Consider the following 20697-nt stretch of genomic DNA (forward strand, 5'->3'; position numbering starts at 1 on the left):
TTCTCCCTGTCGCGCGGGGCGAGCCGCCGGAGGGCCGTGTTGCGGCGGCGCGAAGGTACGGGTTGGCCCCTCCCCAGCGGTGAGGGGCGGGAGTAGGTGCTGATGAACGCGGACTGGCGCAACCGGTACGACTTGGCCGTGAACGCGGCCCAAAAGGCCGGCGACCTCGCCCGGGCCTATTACGAGTCCACGTTCCAGGTGGAACACAAGGCCGACAGCAGCCCGGTGACCGAGGCCGACAAGAACGCGGAGAAGCTGATCCGCGAGGCGGTCACCGCCGCCTTCCCGGACGACGGGTTCCTGGGCGAAGAGTTCGGCGACCAGCCCGGCACCAGCGGGTACCGGTGGATCATCGACCCCATCGACGGCACCAAGTCGTTCATCCGCCACGTGCCCATCTGGGCGACGCTGGTCGGGCTCGAGTACCAGGGCGAGCAGATCGGCGGCGTGGTTTACATCCCGGTGTTCGGGATGACGTACCGCGCCCTCCGCGGCGACGGCGCGTACCACAACGAGCGCCGCATCCGGGTGTCGGACGTGTCCACACTTGCCGAGTGCTCGCTGTGCTACTCGAGCATGGGGTGGTTCACCCGGTCCGGCCGGGAGCAGGCGTTCCACAACCTGTACAAGCAGACCCAGCGGCAGCGCGGGCACGGCGACTTCTACGGGTTCGTGCTGGTGGCCGAGGGCGCCGCGGACGTGATGATCGAGCACGGGGTGAACCCGTGGGACGTGGCCGCGACCAAATCCATCGTCGAGGAAGCCGGCGGCACGTTCACCGACTGGGGCGGCGTGCCCACTATCCACACTCCCGACGTCGTCGCCACCAACGGCAAGCTGCACTCCGACGTGCTGGCTATCCTCCGGGGGTAGGCCGAAAAAGCGGACCGCAGAAGAGACGCCACGGGCTGGGGAAGAGTGGTGCGAATTCGCACAAAGAGATTCCAAGTAACAGGTTAGGACCGAAGCAAGTGGCGCCGTTGGGCACCGAGAAGCAGGGCGAATTGGCCTCCTTCTTGGTGCCCAACGGTCTTTATTCTTTTACACCCCATCTCCGCCTCCTTTGTGCGCCTTTGTGTTTCCCTTGTGCCTTTGCGGCGGCCTTCCGTTCCTCCTCTGGACGAACGGACACTTCGCGGGAACAATACCAGGGTCGGTTCTCGCCACCCTGCCTCACTTACCTTTCCCGACGGAGTTGCTCCAGTTATGCAACGTTTCGCGTTTGCCTCCCTGTGCGCGGCGGTCGTACTCGCCGGCACCGGCTTCGCCGCCTCGGCCGACGATAAGTGGGTTACGGTCAAGGGCCAGGTGTTGTTCCCGAAGGACAAGGACCTGCCCAAGCGCGGTGAACTCAACGTCACCCAGGACAAGGAGCACTGCCTGAGCAAGGGCGCGCTGCTCGACGAGTCGGTCCTGGTGAACCCGAAGAACCGGGGCGTCAAGAACGTGGTCGTGTACCTACGCCCGGACGACACCGACCTGAAGGCCGAGTTCAAGAAGGACCAGTTCCACCCGGACGACGCCAAGCGGAAGCCGGGGGAGGTGGTGATCGACCAGCCGTGCTGCGTGTTCGTGAAGCGGGTCACCGCGGCCCGGGTGGGCGACAAGCTGGTGGTGAAGAACCCGTCCCCGGTGGCGCACAACTTCTACTGGGAGAGCGGCAACAACGGCTCCCACAACCCGAACCTCCCCAAGCAGACCGACTGGACGATGCCGACCCCGCTCGTGAAGGAGTCCGCGCCGATCCAGTACAAGTGCTCCGTCCACCCGTGGATGACCGGCTACGTGCGCGTGTTCGACCACCCGTACTACGCGGTCACCGATGAGAACGGGAACTTCGAGATCAAGAACGTCCCGGCCGGCAAGGTGCGCATCGTGTACTGGCACGAGAACGGCCTCCGCGGCGGCGTGAAGGGCCGCGCCGGAGAGACGATCGAGGTCACCGGCCCGACCACCGAACTGAAGCCGACCGACTTCGACGTGTCCCCGAAGTAATGTGACCGGCCGCGGAATGCGGCAGATTGAAGACGATTGGCCGCAAAAAAGCACAAAGGGCACAAAAGAAAACCAAGACAGAAGAAGTGTCTGAACTCACTCTTCTGTCTTGGTTTTCTTTTGTGCCCTTTGTGCTTTTTTGCGGCCAACCTGTCTTCAATCTTGGCCGTTGCTTACTTCTGCCGGCGCTCCTCGTAGAGGGCGTCCTTCGGGTCGTCGCTGACGTACCACGGGGCACCGTTCCGCAGGTACATCTTGTGCTGCTCCTTCTCGTTCAGCGGGCGGGCGCCGACGCGGCCGAACACGCCGATCTGGTTGCCGCTCTCGTCCACCGCGCGGTCGCGGTCAAGGGCGCGGGCCACGTTCAGGATGTGCCCGCCGTGCGGCAGCCGGTACGTCGCCACCAGGCGCGGGGTGGGCTTGGGGCTGAACCCCTCATACCCGGGCGTCTCGGGCGAGAACAGTTGCACCACCCGCAGCCCGTTCTTCCCGTCCGCGACGTAGGCGAACAGACTGTTGTACGTGATCGCCAGTTTCACGTCGTGGCAGTCGTTCATGTGGCCGCCGGCGGTGAACGCCGTCTCGAACTTCGGCTCCGCGGCGTTCTGGATGTCGAAGATCACGAGCCCGCGCGGCCCGGCCGCCACGTAGGCGTAGGTGCGGCCCAGGTAGACGCTGTGGGCGTCCGGGAGCAGGACCTTCGACTTCGGCACCGGCCGCGCCAGGTCGGTGATGTCGAGCACCTTGAGGCCCTCCTCGTCGCACACGTAGGCGTACCGGAACTGGGTCGCCACCATGTGCGGGTGCTTCAGGTGCTTCTCGCCGACGACGCTCGTCACCTTCGGCTTCTTGGGGTCGTCGATGTCGATCACCACCAGCCCGGCGTCGCACGACACGTACACGTAGTGCCCGACGACGTGCGCGTGCTTGGCCCCGTACAGCAGCCCGTCCGGGTTGAAGCACACTTCCTTTTTGAGGAAGTTGTTGACCGGGTTGCCGTCGAGCGTGGTGGCCGCGCCGATCAGGATCAGCCCCTCGTACTTGTCGCAGACGTAGAGGTACCCGAACAGCGGGTGGATCGGCTGCTCCTTGTTGCCCGGGATCATCTTCCGCGTCGGGTCCACCGCCGGGGTGCAGGGGGCCGCGACGTAGGTCGCGTACTTCGTGTCCACGTAGAACTTCTGGCCCAGGGGCGACACCGGGGCGGTGGTGATCCGCTCGGCGAACGCCTTATCGTCGATGAACGCGATGTCGAACACTCGGACCCCGCCCTCGCCGCACGCGGCGTAGCAGTACTCGCCGCGGTTCTGCACCATCAGCACCTCGGACTTCTTGAGCGGCCGGGTCATGCCCTTGGCGATGTCGCGGCCCGGGTGCTCGTGGGCGTTCTTCAGGAGCCCGCCGGCGGCGGCGTGCTTCTTGTAGTGGTCCGGGTACGCGTAGTAGTGGAGGTCGCTGCCGAACACCGCCTGCGGCTCGCTGCTCTCGGTCACCTGGACGCCGAACAGCCCCTCCTCGCCGGCCGCCACCCACGCGTACTTGCCCATGAAGTTCATGACGCCCGTGCCCTGCATCAGGAGCTGGGCCATCCACGCGTTGTTGTCGTTCTTCTTCGACAGGTGGCAGTCGCTGCACTGCTTGGTCTCGCCCACCCCGCTGCCGCGGACCGTGTGCGGCACGTTGGTGCTGAACGCCTGCCCGCTGTACCCCTCGGCCGACAGCGTCTGCTGCTGGACGTAGATCGACTCGCGGTTCCCGTTGGCCGAGGTGACGTGGATCGCGCAGCTCGACCGGGCCGGGTTGATCTTGTTGCCGGTGGCGTCGCCGTCGCGGGCCAGCATGTACACGTCGTCCCGGAGCGTCTGGAAGTTGTACGCGGTGTAGTTCCGCTGCGTGTCCCCGTCGGCGTGCAGGGTCGGGGCCTTGACGTTGGCCCGCTGCGGCAGGTGGCACCCGAAGCAGCTCGGGTTCCAGGCCGAGTGGCACGTCATGCAGGTCATGTTGTCGTTCGAGTGGGCGCACTGGCCGTCGGCCGGCAGCTCGCCCCACACCATTTTCCCGGTCGCCTTATCGACCCGCACCGTCTTGGCGTGCGCGGCCTTCTCGTTGTACCGGGGGTGCCCCTTCGTGATGACGTCCTTCGTCTGCACCAGCTCCCACTGGAGCCCCTTTTGCACCGAGCTGTTCTGGAAGTACCGCCGGGTGCCGTCCGGGGCCTCGCGGACCTCGAACCGCGGGACCCCGAACGGGGTCTTCATGGCGAGCAGGTTGCGCCCCAGGCCGTCCGGCGCGGAGGTGTAGCTCGCGGGGCCGCTGGTCTTCAGGGTGGCGTGCCGGGCCGGGGTGCCGTGGCAGTCGATGCACGCGATCTCGGTGGCCGCGCGGACCTCCATGTGGAGCCGGTTGTTGCCGTGCATGTCCTGCGAGAAGTGGCAGTCCACGCAGTGCATCCCCTTCTCCAGGTGGATGTCGAGCATGTGGACCGGCTGGCCGCTGCGGCACGAGTCGCCGAGCGCCTGTTCCGCCTTCTTCGCCTCCGCCGACCCGGTTTTGGGGTCCGGGAACCGGTGGTCCTGGTGGAACGCCCGGGCCTTGTTCGACCAGTCCACCGCCGCGGCCATCTTCGCCGCGGTGGGCGGGCCGACGAACCGCCCCTGGTGGTCGGTCCAGTGCCCCTTCTTGTCCTTCTTGAACACCGCGCGGTACGCCCACCCGTGGCCGTGGAAGTCCGCGAAGTGGACCTTCGACAGGTGCGGGTTCAGGTCGGCCAGGTTGGCGGTGAACTCGGGGTCCGCGAGGTGCCCCCGGGCGGCCGACTCGTTCGGGTTCCGCAGCATCGAGCGGATCAGCTCCTCGGCGGTCGGGTTCTTCTGCTTGGCGGGGTACATGTGGCGCCCGTCCGACTCCTCGTCGTACCACATGAACCCGAGGTAGCTGTTCATGACCGTGGTGCCGGGGTGCATGTGGCACACCATGCACTGGCTGGTCGGGATGGCGTTGGTGAACTTGTGGTCGATCGGGTGCCCGGGCTCGTTCTTCGGGATGGCCGGGTCGGGGTTGGCGGTGAGCCCGCGGTTGCCGAACTTGGCGTACGACCCGGAGTGGACCGGCGACCGGTCGTTGGCGTAGGGCACGTGGCACGCGCTGCACCCGCTCGAGCGGTAGTCGCCGGGGTTGTCGTTGGTGCCCAGGAAGTTGAGCGTCGGGTCGAACAGGCGGGTCTTGCCGGCGCTGACGAGCACCGGGTCCGTGCGGTTGCTGGTGCCCAGCCCGCGCAGGCTCAGCCGCACCCGGGTGCGGCCCGGCTCGTCCATCCGCTCGGGGATGCCGATCTCGGGGAGGAACCGCCCGCCCGGCTCGAAGATGCGGAGCACGTTGCCCGGCTGGCTCATCTCGAACCGCGGCAGCGGCACGAGCTGCGCGACGACCCCGCGCTTCTCCTCTTCGGGGGTGGGCGGCGGGTACGTCTTGAGCATGAGCGACGCGCCGTTCATGCCGTACGCCTCGCCCACGATCGCGCGCTTCACCGGCAGGGTGCCGTTGTTGTACGCCGCGGCGCCCCACAGCATGCACCCGGTGGCCATGATCTGCTTGCGGTTCGTCTGCACCTCTTTCGGGTGGCACCCGGAGGTGCCGCACGAGATGTGCGCGATGCGGAAGTCGCCCGGGTTCATGAACCGGACGAACGCCGGCGACTCGTTGTTCAGGAGCGTGTAGGAGCGGACCGGGTTGCCCGACGACGGCCAGAACTGCGGCATCGACGGGAGCACGTGCGCCCGGCTCTTGTCGGTGGTGGTGGCGTCCCCGCCGTGGCAGTCGGTGCAGCCGATGCGGAGCGTGTCCTTGCCGTGCGGGTCGCCCACCCCCTTGTGGCACGCCATGCACCCGGCGGACTTGGCGTAGGCCTCCGCGGGCGTCTGCTTCATCAGCTCGACGTTGGCCAGTTCCGGCGGCATGGGGAACGGGTCAGACGGGTCGGTGGACCATTTGGGGTCTTTGGGGTCGCGGGTGCCGTCGCCGGCGGCCGGGAGGACCGGGTTGGTCGGGTGCTTCGGCGCGGGCGGCTGCTTGGCATAAGCAACCGCAGCGCACACGACCAGCGCCAGGAGAACCGGCAGGAACAGAAAAGCCGCTCGCCCCGCCTTCGTGCGGCGCGGGCGCCCGGCGGGCGTGCGGCCGCGGGCCGATGTGTGGACCGCGTCCATGCGGTACTCCCCCAAGTGTACACGGACTGGCGCAGAGAACCGGCGGCTATACCCGAACGAGCTCGGGCGTCAAGGAAAATGTCGGACGGTTCGTGTACGGAACATGGGGGCTTTGGGCACGTTGAGGCCGCCCCGCTTCTCGGTGATTGCGGCTCGGAAAGGTGAAGAAGCGGTCGATCGGCCAATCGGGGTTTGCGCTTCGGGGCCGGGGCAACGTGACCACGGCCGCGAACGGCGCGTCGGCTTGTTGTGAAGGCGCACAGCGCCTTGGTGACGCGGGTACAATTGGACGGTTGCGTTCGTCCGCGAGGTGATGCGATGCGTTCGATCTGCTGCGCCGTGTTCGCCGCTGTGCTGCTCCTGTCGGCCGCGGGGTGCTGCCACCCGCACCACCATCATCACCGGCACTGGCGGTAGCCGGCCGGAGGTGACTTGTCCTGGTTCCCTGGGACGAGTTCGTGACTGCGCGAGCGGCGGGCGGCGCGGTTACTTGGCAGTCGGGCGCGCGGTGACGACCACAACCGATATCGTCGCCCCGCCTTTCCCCTCGGTCCGCACCGCCTGGGCCACCACGCTTTTTCCGGCCGGAACGCTGACCTTCGTGGTCAGTGAGCCGGTCTCCACCGATGGCGCGGCCGGCTCATCGGCCGCGTCCGCCGTTCGGACCCGGGTGCCCTCCACGCTCAACTCGACGGCCACGATGTCGTCGGCCCCGACCCGCGCCGCCGCCTTCACGGTCGTCCCGACATCGCGGTAGCTGATCGATCGCTGTTGGAACCCGCCACGGCCCCCGGCCGCTCCTCCCGGTCCGCCGGCTCCCGCCGGTCCGCCGAACCCGCCGGGAGCGACCGCGGTGCTGGTCACGATCGGCTTGCTGGCGCCCATCTGGGTCGACACCGGTTGCCCCTCGATAGCCGTCAGCTTGATCTGCTGCCCCCACTTGGCCAGCTCCTCGGGCTTCGGCTCGGCTTCCTTCCAGTCCTTGGCCGGCACCTCGGCGATGGTAACTTCGATCTCGACCGTGCGCGGCTTGCGGTCCAGCAGTTCGAGCAGTTTGACCACCTCGGGCACGGTTTCAGCGGTACCGCTGACGAGCACCGCGTTGCCCGACCCGGGCGGTGCGGCGAACGCGCTGGCCTCGCCCTTGAAGTGTTGTCCGATCACCTGGGCGAGCACGGCCGGGTCGGCGTTCTTGACGGCGTAAACGGCGCGCTGGAGCTTCGGCGCCGGTGCGGATTTGCCCCAGGGGTTCCCTTTGGGTTCCTGGCCTCTGCCATCGTTGAGCAGCAGCAGACCGCAGAGCAGGGCGAGGGCGGCGAGACGAGACATCGGCGGTGTCCCAGAGAGTGAGGGCGACGCTCTCGACACTATCCGCACGGAACGGGCACCGCAACCGCACCGGTTGACTTCTCTTGGAACTCTCATTCTTCGACCCGCTAGACCAGCGGCCCCGCGGCCGTTGCCGGGTGGGGAAATCGGCCCGGCGTGTGTTCACGCTCCGCGCACCTCTCGCGCCAGGGTTTGGAACACCCCCAAGTAGTCCGCTCGAACGATCCGCTCCCAGCCGAGGCGGAGCGCGTACTCATCGACCACGCGGCGCACGTTCGGCCGCGCTCGGTCGGGGTGCGCGGTAGAAACGTGCAGGCGAACTCCCGAAGCCCCGGCTTCGGGTACAGGGCACAGGCCAAGGGCCAGCCGTTGGCGCGGAGGGCGTCCACGTCGTCGGGCCGGAACACCACGTCCGGGTCGATCCAGATCAGCTCATCGAACCCGTCGGCCAGGGCGTCGGTGGCCATCTGGTTGCGGGCCGAGTCGGCGGCCGAGTGCCCCCGGACCCGGCGGACCGTGTACCCGCGCTGCTCCAGTCCCCGGAGGGCGTCGTCGCAGGCCGGGTCGATGGATGTGCCAACGGGGACGAGGACGACAGGGTGGGTCGGTTTCACGGGCCGGGCTCACGTCAGGCGGGTCTGTCGGAACGAAACGCCCGCCGCTCTCCCGGCGAAACGGTAATCGGGAGAGGCGTTCGACGGGTTCGCCCCATCCCTGGGGCGTGCATCATCTGGCCCACAGGGCTTTGGCAGGCCGGTTCATTTCCCTTTTACGTCCCACCACCGGACGTGTCCGTCGTAGGTGGCGCACACCACCCGCTTGCCGCTCGGGGCGAACGCGACGTGGGTCAGGGGCAGCCCCTCCACCTGATCGCGGAACGCCAGCTCCTTGGTCCCCAGGTGGTACACCCGCAACTCGCCGACCGAGGTCGAGCCGTCCTTCAGCGGCTTGTCCGGGTGCGCCGAGCCGCAGACGGCTAGCCACATGCCAGACGGGTCCAGGGCGCAGTCGAAGGTCGTGCCCGTGCAGCCGAGGACGAGCGGGACCACCTTCCCGCGCTCGATCTTCACGACACCCCACAGGTCGGCCGGCACGTCCGCCTCGTCTTTCCCCTGTGGCACCACGTCCTTGCCGTCCGACCGGCACGCGATCAGCAACCCGTTCGGCCCGAAGGCGCATCGACCCGCGGACCAGTCGTCCTCGGGGTCCGCCTTCTCGGGCCGCACTGAGATGGCCTCCGCCTTCCCGGTCGCCACGTCCCAGACGACGAGGTCGGACGAAGCGGTGGCTGCGATGCGAGCATCGTCCGGGCTCACGATCGGGCGATGGGGCCAGTGGCGCTTATCCGGAACAGCCAATTCGGTGCGCGTGTCCGGCTTGGCCGGGTCGAACAGGAGCAGCGTGTCTTTGACCGACACCGCGACCCGATCGCTCTTGTGAAACCACCCAACCTCATGACCTGATGCGCTGCCGCCGCCATCCGGCTCGTCGATCTGGACTGCACCGGCGGACTTGCTGGATTTCAGGTCCCATAGCCGCAGGAACGGGTCGCGGGTCGTGCTGATGGTGGCGACTCGCCCCCGGCCGACTGCGGCCGTGCAGATGCACCCCTTGTGCCCGTTAGTGAATGGCCGCGAGGTCTTCTTGGCGAGGTCAACGATGGCCCCGTTCGGGCCAAGGTTGATGGGGTTGGTGTCATCATCCTTGTCGAACGTCGTTCCGACGACCACCACCGTGTTCTCGTCCACGATGGCGAGGTCCCGGACGGACAGGTCGTCGGGCCGGACCGACCCGCCCGCGACCAGCGGGAAGACCTGGCGCTCCTTGACCGGGGCCGAACGGACCGACCCGGGCAGCGCCGCCAGTGCCACCAGCCCGACTGCGACGATGCTATACAACCGTAACAAGTCCATGGAACACCTGTGGTTCGGCCGGTTCCCGGTCAATTCGCCCGAACGTCCCACCACATTACCTCTCCATACGCAGTTGCGGCGACGAGTCGCTTTCCGCTCGGAGTGAACGACACCCAGATGAGCGGATTTGTCCCGACCTGCTTCTGGCACGCCAACTCCTTCGTCGCGAGGTGGTACACGCGCACCTCCCCTGCGGTAGTTGATTTGCCCGAGTTCGGCTGGTCCGGCCGGGCGAAACCGACCGTTGCTACCCAGACCCCGGTCGGGTCGGTCGCGCTGGCGTGGGTGCGGATCGTGTGCCCGAACCCGAGAGCGGTGAGGCGCCCGCTCTCAACGTCGACCTGAACAAGCCCCCGGCGGTCCGCCGGCACGTCCTTCTCGGCCGTCTTTTCCGGCACTTCGTCGTCACTCCGCGTCCGGCAGACGAATACGTGCCCGTTGCGCCCGAACGCCAGGGGTCCGAAGTTCCATTCAAACGGTCGTTCCTCGGGCGGGGTTACGTCCCGAATCACAGTTGCCTTTCGGGTCGCCATATCCCAAACGATCAGCTCGCCTCCGCCGGTGGAGCCGACTACCCGGCCGTCATCCGGGCTGACGGCCACTGGCCCCGATAACCATCGCTTCGGGGCCGGCGGGCAGGCGAGTTCGATCCGATCGTCCGGCTTGGCCGGGTCGAACACGAGCACTCGCTCGCCCGCGAGCACCGCGATCCGTTCGGACTTCCGGAACCACGTGGCCTCATAGAACGACGTGGTATTATCGGCGGGCTTCTCGATCGTGATCGAGGCAGTTGTCTTCTTGGCCTTCAAATCCCAGATCCGGACGGTCCGGTCCCGGTTCGGGCTCGTATCGGTGCTGATGCTCGTCGTCGCCACCCGCCCGTGGGCGACCGACACGCTGTTGACCCGCGCCGTGTGCCCGGTCGGGAACGGACGCACCGCTTTGGTGGCCAAGTCCACGAATGCCGCGTTTGGGGGCAACTCGTTCGGGTCGCCGAGCGGAGCGACGCCCTTGGTTCCGACCACGACCACGGTCGCCTCGTCAACCAGTGCAACTGCATGGCTCCCCAGGTCGGGAACCTTCACCTCGCCGGCTGGTTCGAGCCGGAGGGTAGGCCGGTTCGGGACCGGAGCGGGCCGAGCCGGTGTGGGAAGAAGAGCCAACACCGGGGCCGCTAAAACGACGGCCGGTAACCGCAACACGCGCATCAGTCACCCGTTTTTGGGCCGGACGGGAAAAGACCTATCGGCTCGGTACACCGCGGCCGGCATCGTGAAGGCAATCACCAGTCAGCGGAGTGTTCGGAAGAGCCGGCCCGTTATTTCGCCGCTCGCGCCTCAGAATGTTACACGTTCACTTCCCCTGGACATCCCACCACCGGACGCGGCCGTCGTAGTTGGCGGTGACGAGGCGCTTGCCGCTGGGTGTGAACGCCACCCACACCTCTCCCAGCCCGTCCATCTGCTCGCGGTGGACCAGCTCCCAGGTGCCGAGCCGGTACACCCGCAGTTCCGCGCCGGTGACGGTGCCGTCCGGGAGCCGCTTGTCGGCGTGGGCGGTACCCACGACGGCCAGCCACGTGCCGGCCGGGTCGATCGCGGCGTGGAGGGTATAGACGGACGTGCCCAGGCCGAGCGGGAGCACCTTGCCGTCGGGGAGGTCGATGCCGACCACGGACCGGCGGTCCGCAGGCACGTCCTTCTCGGCCGTCTTCTCCGGCACCTCGGTGGGGCCGTGGCGCAGCGCGTACAGCGCCCCGGTCGGCCCGAACATGGCGTGACCCGAGACCCACGAATCGGCCTCGTCGGCGTTCGCCGGCATGAGTGGAACGGAGGTCGCCTTTTTGGTCGCGGTGTCCCACACCACGAGGCCGCATTTTCCGGCGGTGCAGGCGATCCGGGTGTCGTCGCGACTGATGGCCAGTTCCCCGGGCCACCATTCGGCTTCCGGGATGGCGAACTTCGCCCGAGCGTTCGGTTTGGCCGGGTCCAAAACCAGTACGTGATCGTCTAACGCAATCGCCACCCGGTTGCTCTTGTGGAATAGGGTGGCCCGGTAACGTTGGTTGCTCCGATCGGGTGGCGGCGTTTCGATCTCGACCGCCGGTGCTGTACGGCCGGCTTTCAGGTCCCAGGCGCGCAGCATCGGGTCCCGGCTGTTGCTCGTGGTCACGATCCGGTCACGGCCGACCGACACGCTAAAGATGCCCGCCGTGTGCCCGTTCGTGAACGGCTTGGCCTTCTTGCCGCGCAGGTCGACGATCGCTCCGTTGGGGCCGAGCCGGTTGGCATCGTGCTTGTTCGGGTCGTCGGACTCCGCGTCACAGTGTGTGGTGCCGACCACGACCACCGCGTCCTCGTCGATCACCGCCCCGGCCTGCACGCTGAGGTCGGCCACGCGCACCTCGCCAGCGCGGGTGAACCGAGGCTTGGGGGCGTCGGCGGCCGTGATGAGCCCGGTGTTCCGACCGGGCGCCAGCGTCACCAGTGCCACCAGCCCGGCTGCAACGATGCTATCGAACCGTAAGAAGGGCATACGTCACCTGTGATTCGGCTGGATCGAACAGCGGCTCCGGGACCATTGTTGGTTCCGGAGCCATTGCGTGTTACGGGAAAAGGTTCATCTTCTCAAGTTTCGCATCGTGCAAGTACAATGAGCCCGCTATAGATGGCCGCTGGAAAGCGATATTTTGGCCCGTGTTTGTTGTGGCGGTCCAGTTATACCAGACCCTGTACTCGACGATGAAATCGCCGGAGCGGGGGTTCGTGTTAATCGAGTCGAGTTGGTAGCCGAGTTGCACTTCTCGTGAAACAAGTTTGATGTTTGTGTATTTTGATGTTTTAAACGTTTTTAGCATATCTTTTTCGTAGTCGGCCTGGTCCCTGGCACGTCCAACGGAAAGAGCAAACATCTGGCCCGATCCCGTTGGGGTTTGCGGCGTCGGACCGAGGGTAACGACGCCATAGCCTCGCGGGGTTGCGGTGCTGTAGACATCTTGAAGAATTGTCTCGGTCACGAGTGCGTTGGCCCCCTTCTTCAAACCCTTCTGACCGAGCGCAATCACTTTCTTGTTGTAGATGTTTTGGGCCATACCCGGGAAACCCGGGACGACGGTCGTGGGGAGCCACCAGGGTATGTTGTCTTTCTTTTCAGCCAGTACGAAGCCCCCGAGATTCGGGATCGTTGCAGCGAGGGGAAACGTGCCTTGAGCCCCGTCCAGAGCGGCCACCGAGCCGGATTGACCCGGCAACGAGAGCGAGACGGACAGACTGTCCGGAGTGTTTGATGAGTCCTAGAACGATTGTCCGTCGAGCGAACCCCACCACGAGGAATCAGCCTGACTGGACGCAGACGCCGTGAAGATCTCTCCGGATAGCGCCGGACCGGTGCCGCCGTCGTGATAATCGTGCGTGACGGAAGTGCTTCCGCTGCCTGATAGATCCAGAGAATAGTTGAACACAAGGTCGTATGCCTCACCGGCCGCGTTGTAGCCGGTGGAATAGTCACCACTGACGGTGAGCTGATCGTCGGTCTCGAACGATGTCGTCTCCACCGCGTGATAATTCGCGTTGCCCGATCCACCCACGTACGACCCACTTCCGGTCACGTCATTGCCTTCCGTGAAGGCTTCGTCCCGGTGGAACGACTCGGTCCCAGTCCCAGAACCGGACAGGCTTGGTTCGTCGTCGATCGTATGGACCGAGATGAGCGATTGGTAAGTCGAAGTGAACGAGTTCACGTCGAACCCGGCGCTCGTTGCTCCGAAGGAAGCAGACTCGGTTAAGGACGCCGATTCGGACGAGACCCCACGGAAGCTAAAGTTGGTGGCCGCGCTGGTCCCTGCCTGCCACGGTATCGAGATCGACGTGGAGGTGTTTAACGGGACTGTGCCGGAGAATGGGGCGGCCGAACTGTTCTGAGCCGAAGAGGTTAACGTTCCGTTGGCGGCGTAAGTGACCGATGTCGTCTGCGTCAACACCGTGCCGGAACCGGTTGCTGTAACACCGGACCCAGTCGTAGAGGTCGAGCCCTGCTGATCAGTTGTGTATTCGTTTTTTGCGCCCGACGCATCGATGTATCGATAGAACGTGTGGTAATTACTAGTCGTCGAGTACGAGTAAGACGTATACGTTAGCCCACCCGATCCGTCTCCGACGGCTGACCACGAGAGCGAGTAGTTCTTCGAACCGGAGTATTCATTCCTAGTTACAACCCCGAACGGGTACGTCCAGTCGTACGTCTCGGATGAAGTGGCCCCGCCCGTTTCCGTATACGTCTCCGCAGACACAGTGTATACGCCGTTGGCGTAAGTACCGCTTATCGTCAGGTGGTACGATACCCACGACTGACGCGCGCCGACGTCGTTTACGATGGTGCTGCCGCCACTTCCCGACCCGCTACCGCTGCCCGATCCACTGCCGCTGCCCGCCCCGCTGCCGCTACCCGACCCGCTGGCGGTGTCGCTCGCAGATCCGGACCCGACCACGTCGATGGTGAACGTGCCGGCCGAACCGCTTCCCGCTTGGTCCACCGTCACCGTGCTTGCCTCGGACTGACTCACGGTGTGTGTTTCGACGTACCCAGAAGGGGCCGATCCGATGCCCCAAGCGTAGAGGGGCGTGACCGCCAACCCGACCGGGATGGCCGGGTTGTCACGCGCTTCCAGTTGGGTCAGGGTGAGTGGGGCCGGGCGCTTCTGGGACGGGGACGCTCCGAACGACTGACGCTGTTTGGACCGCAGACGCAGGAACCGCATGGGAGAGGTCTCCGGGGCACTGATGAAGATCACGGGCCATACCCGTGGCTGAGACGCGATCGGTTCGGCTGTTGCCGACAGCACTTAGGACTTTTGGGCAAGCTCAGGCGTCGCGCAAGATCGGCTTGGAGAGTGAATGCTACACCCGCTTTGCCTTGTCCTGTACTAAGTGGGTGTCATGCTAAAGATTAATGGTGTAACGTGTCAAAGTGAATCGGTAAAAGATAATCGGAGTTATTATGTTAATTGTCAAATCGATTTATTTTTGCGGGTTGCTGGCGTGGTGTACTGGAGGCATCGGGGGGCCGTGGCCTTGATCCGACTGGCCCGACCTCGGCCCGTAGAGTGTTTGAGCCCTGCTTGACCACATCGGCGACCCCGGACTCGCGCCGAGCGTATGGCCAATGGGTGCTCACGTAAGGGCGATAATTGTCCACTACGTGTCGCTGTCGCATGTGAGATTGAGCTGATACGATACTCGGTATGCTGGCTGGTCACGGTTGCCGAATCGAAGTGAGCGGCGGCGCGCGAGGACGCGCAAGTACTTCACGCCGTTATCCGTTGGCAGGCTGTTGGCTGACCGGGGTTGCGTCTTGGCTGCGCGGCCCTTGGGGCCACTCCGCTGTTCACAACTGCGAGTTGTTTGCTCGTGGATAATTATCGGGAGATGGGGCGGCGCATGCGCTCGGGAAGCGTGAGATTCGCTGATCTGTGTCCGAACTCGCCCCGCCGAAGTGGGCCGGCAGGGCGGCCGTAACGCTCCGCACTCCCCGTGCGGCTCGTCCGCGGGGCGAACAATATATCGGGCCGCCCGGGCTTGCTAAGGGGACACCGACCCCTCGGCGCGCGATCGGGACGCGCTGAGGGTGAGCCGTACCGAAACACAGGAACCGACTCTCACGAACGTCACTTCTTCGGCGCCGTCCCTTTGAGCTGTTCGATCGTGGCTTTCGCCCCGGCCACTTCGGCGTTGACCGCGTCGAGCGCCGCCTTCGCGGGGGCCACCGCGGCGTTCGCGGCGTCCATCGCGGCCTTCGCGGGCGGCACCGCGTCCGCGGCCGGTTTCACCGTCGGCGTCAGGGCGGCTACCTTTTGCTGGTGCGCGGCGATCTGGGCCGTCGCGTCGGCATGGGCCTTCGACTGCGCCGCGAACTTCTCCTGGGCGGCCTTCAGCGCCGCGGCGGCGTCGGTGTGGGCCTTCTTCGCGGCGGCCAGTTCGGCGCTCAGGGCCGCGACCGCGTCGGCCTTCTTCTTCGACTGCGCCGCGAGGTCCGGGTTGCCGGGCGCTTTCGCGGCGGCGGCGGCGAGCGCCTTCGCGGCGGCGGCCTCGGCCGTCACCGTCGCTTCCAGGGCCGCCACCTTGTTCGCCGCCGGGGCCACGGCCGGCGCGGCCTTATCGACCTCCGCTTTCGCGGCGTCGGCGAGGGGCTTCGCCGCGTTCGCCGCCGCGGTGAAATCGGTCACGGCCTTCTGGGCCGCCGCGAGGTCCGCGCTGATCTTGTTGGCGTTCGCGACCGCGGCGGTGTGCGCGTCCGTCGCCTGCTTCGCCTTGAGCGCTGCGGCGTCGAACGCCGCCTGCACCACCTGGAGCTTGGTCGCGGCGGCGGCGAGGGTCGCTTCGGCCCGCTTCAGCCGCTCGGCGGCCGGCAGCGGGTTCGCGTCCAGCACGGCGACCGCCTTGGCGTCGGCCGCGCTCCACGCCTTCACCACCCCGCCCCAGTCGCCGGCGATGACCCGCGCGTTGTCGTGCGTCACCGCCACCTTGAGCCCCAGGTCCGGGAACGCCTCAAACGACTTCAGCGCGGTGCCGTTCTGGTCCCACAGCTTCGTGACCTTGTCGCGGCCGGTGCTGGCGAGCTTGCCGTCGTGGGTGAACCGCACGCTCGCGGTCCCGCCCCCGTGCGCCCCCCAGCTCTTGATGTTCCCGCCGTTCTCCATCTCCCACAGCTTGATTGTGGTGTCCTCGCTGCCGGTCGCGAGCACGTTGGAGTCGTCCCGCCACGCGATGTCGGTGACCGCCGCCGTGTGTCCGCGGAGCGCGAAGTACTCGCGCCCGGTGAACGCCTCCCACACGAACGCCCCGCCGTTGCGGTCGCCGGTCGCCAGCAGCACCCCGTCCGGGCTGTACTCGACCGCCGTCACCCAGTCGGTGTGCTTCTTGATCTCGCGGACCACCTTGCCGTCGGCGGTGGAGTAAATGCGCACCAGCTTCGACGGGCTCCCGACCGCGATCTGCGTCTGGTCGGCGGAGATGTCGGCGGACAGGATCGCGTCGGACTCGATGCCGACCTCGATCACCTTCTCGCCGGTCTCCACCTTGTACAGCACCGCCTTGCCGGACTGCCCGCCCTTGCCGCCGGCCACGAGGAGGAGCTGGGCGTTGCGCGAGAACTTGATGCTGTTGATCTGCCCGTGCTCGAACGGGATGAACCCGACCAGCGCGCCGGTGTCGGTGTTGTAGAGGATCACCTGCTTCTGCCCGCCGATGGCGACGACCGGCGCCCACGGGCTGGCGGCCAGCGCCAGGATCGAGCCCGGGCGGCGCGCGGTCAGCACCGGCTCGAGCTTCAGTTTCCCGAGCGCGGGCATCGGCGGCGGCCCTTCGGGGCGGCCCTTGACGAGCGACTTCAGGCCGATCTCGGTGCTGGCCTTCGGCGCGGCCGCGACCTTGCTGCCGGAGTTCTCGCGCGCCCCCTGCTCGACCCACAGCTTGAGGGTGGCGAGCTGGGCGTCGGGCATCTTGTTCCCGTTCGGCGGCATCTTCGGCTCCTCGATGTGCGCCGAGAGCGTGTAGATGCGCGACTTCCCGGGGTCGCCGGCCTTCACCGCGGCGCCCGAGGAGCCGCCCTTCTGGAGCGCGGCGTAGGTGGCGAGGTTGAGGTCGCCCTTCTGCTTGTCGTTGCTGTGGCAGTTGACGCAGTGCTGCTTGACGATGGGCAGCACGTCGTCGTCGAAGGTCGGGTTCTTCGCGTCGGCGAGGACGCGAGACCCGCCGCCGAGCAGCGCCACCAGCCCACACAGCAGAGTCAGATGCCGCATATCAGGAAGCCTCACGGTGCCTTTGTCTTCAGCCGAGCCCAGGGGGTGAAAACCCTGGGCAATGATCCCGGGGTTGTCACCCCGGGCAATGATCCCGCGCCCCGTTGGGGCGGAAGACCAACTGCCTTCGCCCCGGAGGGGCGGCTGTTCATAGCCCGGGGTGACAACCCCGGGGTGCAAACCGGGGCCGCGCGCCGGGTTGGTGGTCCCGGGGTTGTCACCCCGGGCAATGATCCCGGGGTTGTCACCCCGGGCAATGATCCCGCGCCCCGTTGGGGCGAAGGCATTTGGTCTTCTGTGGTCCCGGGGTTTTCACCCCGGGCAATGATCCCGGGGTGACAACCCCGGGGTCTTTCGCCCCAACGGGGCGCGGGATCATTGCCCGGGGTTTTCACCCCGGGATCATTGCCCGGGGTGTCACCCCAGGTTTTTAGGGTCTTCTCAGTGGTTGAACATGAACTCGCGCGAGTTCATCACCGCCCAGAACACGTCCTCCAGCGCCTGCTTCTTGTCCTTCGCCGCGTCCACGACGGCGAGCAGGCTCTTCAGCTCGTCCGGCTTGGGGCCGCGGCTCAGGCAGCGGATGTAGATCTGCTCGATGATCTGCGCGTGCGGCTTCTTCTCTTGCAGCATCCGCCCCACCAGGTTCCCCTGCGCGATCTTGGGCTCCACCGTGCCGCCGTTCAGGAGGTGCAGGCTCTGCGACAGGGTCGGTTCCAGCCGCACCTCGCACGCGCACACCGTTTCCCGCGTGGGGCGGCCGAAGGTGGTCAGGAAGTACGTGCTCACCCCGCCGTCGGCGATCTGCACCGCGCGGGCGCCCAGCGGCAGCCCCTGGAACTTGTTCTTCGTGTCGGTCACCTGCGTGATGACATCGAGCATCGTCTCCGCGCGGATGCGGCGGATCGGGCCGCGGGCGAAGTTCCGGGTGTCGCTCTCGTTCGTCTTGGTGGGCTGCGTGGCGCGCTGGTAGGTGTGCGACGTGCAGATGTCGCGCACCAGCTTCTTGAAGTCGTACTTGTACTCGGTGAACTTCTTCCCGAGCGCGTCGAGCAGCTCCTGGTTGCTCGCCGGGTTCGAGATGCGCACGTCGTCCACCTCGTTCACGATCCCCTGGCCGAAGAAGTGGTTCCACACGATGTTCGACAGGTTCTTCGCGAAGTACGGGTTCTCCGGGGAGGCGAGCCAGTTCGCCAGCACCACCCGGCGGTCCTTGCCGGCCACGTCCGCCGGGGCGGTGCCGCCGAGGAACTTCGCCGGCATCGGCCGCTTGTGGACCGGGTGGTTCACCTCGCCGCCGCCGGAGTTGAAGACCACCAGCTCGCGGGCGTCGTCGGTGCCCTTGCGGCCGATCTGCGTGAAGAACGACGCGAACCCGTAGTAGTCGTCCATCGTCCAGCGGTCGAACGGGTGGTTGTGGCACTGCGCGCAGCCGATGCGCATGCCCATGAACACCTGGGCCACGTTCTCCGTCACCTTCAGCACGTCGCGCTCGAGCTGGTAGTAGTTCGTCGCCGGGTTCTTGAACGTGCCGCCGTTGGCCCCCAGCAGCTCCTTCACCCACACGTCGGTCGGCACGTTCCGGGAGATCTGCTCCTGCAGCCAGCCGTAGTAGAGGAGCATCGCCTTGTAGCTGACCTCGTTCGACGACCGGATCTGGAGCAGCTCGGCCCACTTCAGCACCCACAGCTCCGAGAACTCCTTGCGGTCGAGCAGCTCGTCCACGAGCAGCTCGCGCTTGTTCGGCACCGTCGAGACCATGAACCGGGCGAACTCTTCGGGGGTCGGCAGCCCGCCGACGATGTCGAGGTACACCCGGCGCACGAACGTCTGGTCGTCGCACACGCCCGAGGGCTCGATGCGGAGCTTCTTCAGCTTGTTGTGGACCAGCGTGTCGATGTAGTTGGCTTCGGGCGGGTTGGTCCAGGCGAACTTCAGGTCCTTGGGCAGGGTGATGAACGGCACCCCGATGGTGAACGTGTGGAACCGGGCCATCAGGAACGCCTCGCCGCGGTCGCCCGCGGTGGCGGTGCCGTCGCCGTCCGGGGCGATCTTCGCGGCGCTGTCGTTGCTGCTGAGGAACAGGGCCAGCGCGGTCACGTCGCGGTCGGTGCCGTCACTGTACTTCGCGCGGACGACGAGCCGCTGCTTCTCGTCCCGGCCGTCGAGCACCGCGGACGGCGGGTACACCTCCAGGCCCACCGGCAGCGCCACGGTCGGGGCGTCCGTCGGGGCGTCGGCCTCGAGCCACCGCGTGATCGTCTGGTAGTACTCGTCCCCCTCCTTGATCTTCCCGCCGCCGGTGTGGGCCACCTTCCCGGTGGCCTTTTCCAGCAGGGTGCTTTCGGCGGGCACCGCCAGGTTGACCCGCCGGCCGTTGACCTCGCGGGTGAGCCGGAAGTGGTCGCCGTCCGGGTCGAAGCCGAACAGCGACAGCCGGAACCCGTCCTTGCCGCGGGCGGCGCCGTGGCACCCGCCGGAGTTGCACCCGGCGCGCATGAACACCGGCATCACGTCCTGCTTGAACGAGACGGGCCGGTCCTCCTTCGCCCGCGTCACCTTCACCGGCACCTTCACCGTCTGGCCGCCGAACGCGACGAGCATGTCCGTGGCGCCGTCGGCGACGGGCAGCACGAACACGCCCTCGCGCTTCACCAGCGCCGGGTTCGCGAAGGTGACCTGCGCCTGGGCGGTCACGTCGCGGGTGATGCCGTCGGGTTGCGTGAGCTGCACGACGAACGACTGCCGGTCCCGCGCCGTTTCGAGGTTGACGTCCGGCGGGTAGACGGCGATCGTCTGCGCGCGGGCGGGGCCGCCGAGGGCGAGGGCGAGCGTCGCGAGCAGATAGGCGTAGCGCATGCTGGTGAGCCTCGTGCGGTAGGGCCGGCTTCAAGTCTTCGGCAAGCGGTTCTTCCAGTAGCCGGGTTTGCGGCTGCTGTGTGGGAAGGCAAACACACGAACCTCGGTCGCCGTCGCGGTGTAAATGATCGAGTACGGGAAGTTGGTGAAGATGTACCGCCTCACCTGTGACTTTCCGACGCGCGCGGCGATCCGCGGGTTTGCGCCGATCGTTGCGAGCGCAGCGGTGACGGCTGCCTGAAGTCGCGCCGGGTCGCGCGACGCGAGGAGTGCGCCTTCAATTTCCGTCTGCGCGTCGGGCGAGACGATCGGAATCACCCGTACTTCTCCTTCATGCGCCTCATGAACTCATCGGCCGGTACACCCTGCGTTTTGCCGCTCTCGAAGTCGGCGATGCGGCGCTCGATTTCCGGGAGCCAGGCCGCTTCCCACTCGTCCTGGGTGAGCGGCTCTTCGTCGTCGTCTGCGTCCGGCTCGGCGTGACCGCCGGTGAGCGAACGGAGGTACGCGGCCACTTCGGTTCGCTCGGCGGCGCTCAGGGCGTCCAGCAGCGGCTTCAGCTTTTCGGCGGCTTCACTCATGGCTCTCTCCGTGCGGGCGG

The 20697-nt window shown here is 66.7% G+C and carries 16 protein-coding genes; 4 read left to right on the top strand and 12 right to left on the bottom strand.

Features of this window, described 5'->3' with window-relative positions:
* Positions 1-102 precede the first annotated feature (102 nt).
* Both R5W23_RS01320 and R5W23_RS01325 read left to right on the top strand, forming a co-directional pair.
* Positions 103-873, top strand: coding sequence for an inositol monophosphatase family protein (locus R5W23_RS01320; protein WP_261188064.1), 771 nt, complete (start codon positions 103-105; stop codon positions 871-873).
* A gap of 333 nt (positions 874-1206) precedes the next feature.
* Positions 1207-1995 (top strand): hypothetical protein, encoded by a 789-nt coding sequence (locus R5W23_RS01325; RefSeq protein ID WP_261188062.1) that lies wholly within the window; start codon positions 1207-1209, stop codon positions 1993-1995.
* 173 nt (positions 1996-2168) lie between these two features.
* On the opposite strand, the gene R5W23_RS01330 is transcribed toward R5W23_RS01325, so the two are convergent.
* The 8 genes from R5W23_RS01330 to R5W23_RS01365 all read right to left on the bottom strand — a co-directional run bounded on the left by R5W23_RS01330 (position 2169) and on the right by R5W23_RS01365 (position 13181).
* Positions 2169-6200, bottom strand: coding sequence for a hypothetical protein (locus R5W23_RS01330; protein WP_320684770.1), 4032 nt, complete (start codon positions 6198-6200; stop codon positions 2169-2171).
* A 486-nt stretch (positions 6201-6686) separates the two neighbouring features.
* Positions 6687-7529, bottom strand: a complete 843-nt coding sequence (locus R5W23_RS01335) for a secretin N-terminal domain-containing protein (RefSeq protein ID WP_320684771.1) — start codon at positions 7527-7529, stop codon at positions 6687-6689.
* A 107-nt stretch (positions 7530-7636) separates the two neighbouring features.
* Positions 7637-8143 carry a hypothetical protein gene (locus tag R5W23_RS01340; RefSeq protein ID WP_320684772.1) on the bottom strand — a complete coding sequence of 169 codons (507 nt, stop codon included), beginning with the start codon at positions 8141-8143 and terminating at the stop codon, positions 7637-7639.
* Between the two features lie 144 nt (positions 8144-8287).
* On the bottom strand, positions 8288-9442 hold the full coding sequence (locus tag R5W23_RS01345) for a WD40 repeat domain-containing protein (RefSeq protein WP_320684773.1): 1155 nt from the start codon (positions 9440-9442) through the stop codon (positions 8288-8290).
* Positions 9443-9471: 29 nt separating this feature from the next.
* Positions 9472-10527 (bottom strand): WD40 repeat domain-containing protein, encoded by a 1056-nt coding sequence (locus tag R5W23_RS01350; RefSeq protein WP_320684774.1) that lies wholly within the window; start codon positions 10525-10527, stop codon positions 9472-9474.
* A gap of 268 nt (positions 10528-10795) precedes the next feature.
* Positions 10796-11977: a WD40 repeat domain-containing protein gene (locus tag R5W23_RS01355; protein WP_320684775.1), complete on the bottom strand. Its 1182-nt coding sequence runs from the start codon at positions 11975-11977 to the stop codon at positions 10796-10798.
* A 70-nt stretch (positions 11978-12047) separates the two neighbouring features.
* Positions 12048-12671 (bottom strand): hypothetical protein, encoded by a 624-nt coding sequence (locus R5W23_RS01360; RefSeq protein ID WP_320684776.1) that lies wholly within the window; start codon positions 12669-12671, stop codon positions 12048-12050.
* Positions 12672-12734: 63 nt separating this feature from the next.
* A complete protein-coding gene (locus R5W23_RS01365) occupies positions 12735-13181 on the bottom strand; it encodes a hypothetical protein (protein ID WP_320684777.1) in 447 nt (148 codons plus the stop codon).
* On the opposite strand from R5W23_RS01365, the gene R5W23_RS01370 reads away from it, so the two are divergent.
* Both R5W23_RS01370 and R5W23_RS01375 read left to right on the top strand, forming a co-directional pair.
* Complete coding sequence (locus R5W23_RS01370; protein ID WP_320684778.1) at positions 13168-13362, top strand: hypothetical protein; 195 nt, start codon at positions 13168-13170, stop codon at positions 13360-13362. The genes R5W23_RS01365 and R5W23_RS01370 overlap by 14 nt on opposite strands.
* 450 nt (positions 13363-13812) lie before the next feature.
* Positions 13813-13998 (top strand): hypothetical protein, encoded by a 186-nt coding sequence (locus R5W23_RS01375; protein ID WP_320684779.1) that lies wholly within the window; start codon positions 13813-13815, stop codon positions 13996-13998.
* Positions 13999-15104: 1106 nt separating this feature from the next.
* Here the strand turns inward: R5W23_RS01375 and R5W23_RS01380 are convergent.
* The 4 genes from R5W23_RS01380 to R5W23_RS01395 all read right to left on the bottom strand — a co-directional run bounded on the left by R5W23_RS01380 (position 15105) and on the right by R5W23_RS01395 (position 20677).
* Positions 15105-17237 carry a c-type cytochrome domain-containing protein gene (locus R5W23_RS01380; RefSeq protein WP_320684780.1) on the bottom strand — a complete coding sequence of 711 codons (2133 nt, stop codon included), beginning with the start codon at positions 17235-17237 and terminating at the stop codon, positions 15105-15107.
* Between the two features lie 441 nt (positions 17238-17678).
* A complete protein-coding gene (locus R5W23_RS01385) occupies positions 17679-20096 on the bottom strand; it encodes a DUF1549 and DUF1553 domain-containing protein (RefSeq protein WP_320684781.1) in 2418 nt (805 codons plus the stop codon).
* 30 nt (positions 20097-20126) lie between these two features.
* On the bottom strand, positions 20127-20414 hold the full coding sequence (locus tag R5W23_RS01390; RefSeq protein WP_320684782.1) for a hypothetical protein: 288 nt from the start codon (positions 20412-20414) through the stop codon (positions 20127-20129).
* Positions 20411-20677 carry an addiction module protein gene (locus R5W23_RS01395; RefSeq protein ID WP_320684783.1) on the bottom strand — a complete coding sequence of 89 codons (267 nt, stop codon included), beginning with the start codon at positions 20675-20677 and terminating at the stop codon, positions 20411-20413. Before R5W23_RS01395 ends, R5W23_RS01390 begins: the two co-directional genes overlap by 4 nt.
* Positions 20678-20697 lie beyond the last annotated feature (20 nt).

Source organism: Gemmata algarum (assembly GCF_034097035.1).
Lineage (GTDB): Bacteria > Planctomycetota > Planctomycetia > Gemmatales > Gemmataceae > Gemmata > Gemmata algarum.

Excerpts from the sequence above, each read along its gene's own strand:
- R5W23_RS01380 (WP_320684780.1), bottom strand. The coding sequence starts at position 17,237 with ATGCGGCATCTGACTCTGCTGTGTGGGCTGGTGGCGCTGCTCGGCGGC.
- R5W23_RS01335 (WP_320684771.1), bottom strand. The coding sequence starts at position 7,529 with ATGTCTCGTCTCGCCGCCCTCGCCCTGCTCTGCGGTCTGCTGCTGCTC.
- R5W23_RS01345 (WP_320684773.1), bottom strand. The coding sequence starts at position 9,442 with ATGGACTTGTTACGGTTGTATAGCATCGTCGCAGTCGGGCTGGTGGCA.
- R5W23_RS01395 (WP_320684783.1), bottom strand. The coding sequence starts at position 20,677 with ATGAGTGAAGCCGCCGAAAAGCTGAAGCCGCTGCTGGACGCCCTGAGC.
- R5W23_RS01375 (WP_320684779.1), top strand. The coding sequence starts at position 13,813 with ATGGTGCTGCCGCCACTTCCCGACCCGCTACCGCTGCCCGATCCACTG.
- R5W23_RS01385 (WP_320684781.1), bottom strand. The coding sequence starts at position 20,096 with ATGCGCTACGCCTATCTGCTCGCGACGCTCGCCCTCGCCCTCGGCGGC.
- R5W23_RS01320 (WP_261188064.1), top strand. The coding sequence starts at position 103 with ATGAACGCGGACTGGCGCAACCGGTACGACTTGGCCGTGAACGCGGCC.
- R5W23_RS01330 (WP_320684770.1), bottom strand. The coding sequence starts at position 6,200 with ATGGACGCGGTCCACACATCGGCCCGCGGCCGCACGCCCGCCGGGCGC.
- R5W23_RS01325 (WP_261188062.1), top strand. The coding sequence starts at position 1,207 with ATGCAACGTTTCGCGTTTGCCTCCCTGTGCGCGGCGGTCGTACTCGCC.
- R5W23_RS01355 (WP_320684775.1), bottom strand. The coding sequence starts at position 11,977 with ATGCCCTTCTTACGGTTCGATAGCATCGTTGCAGCCGGGCTGGTGGCA.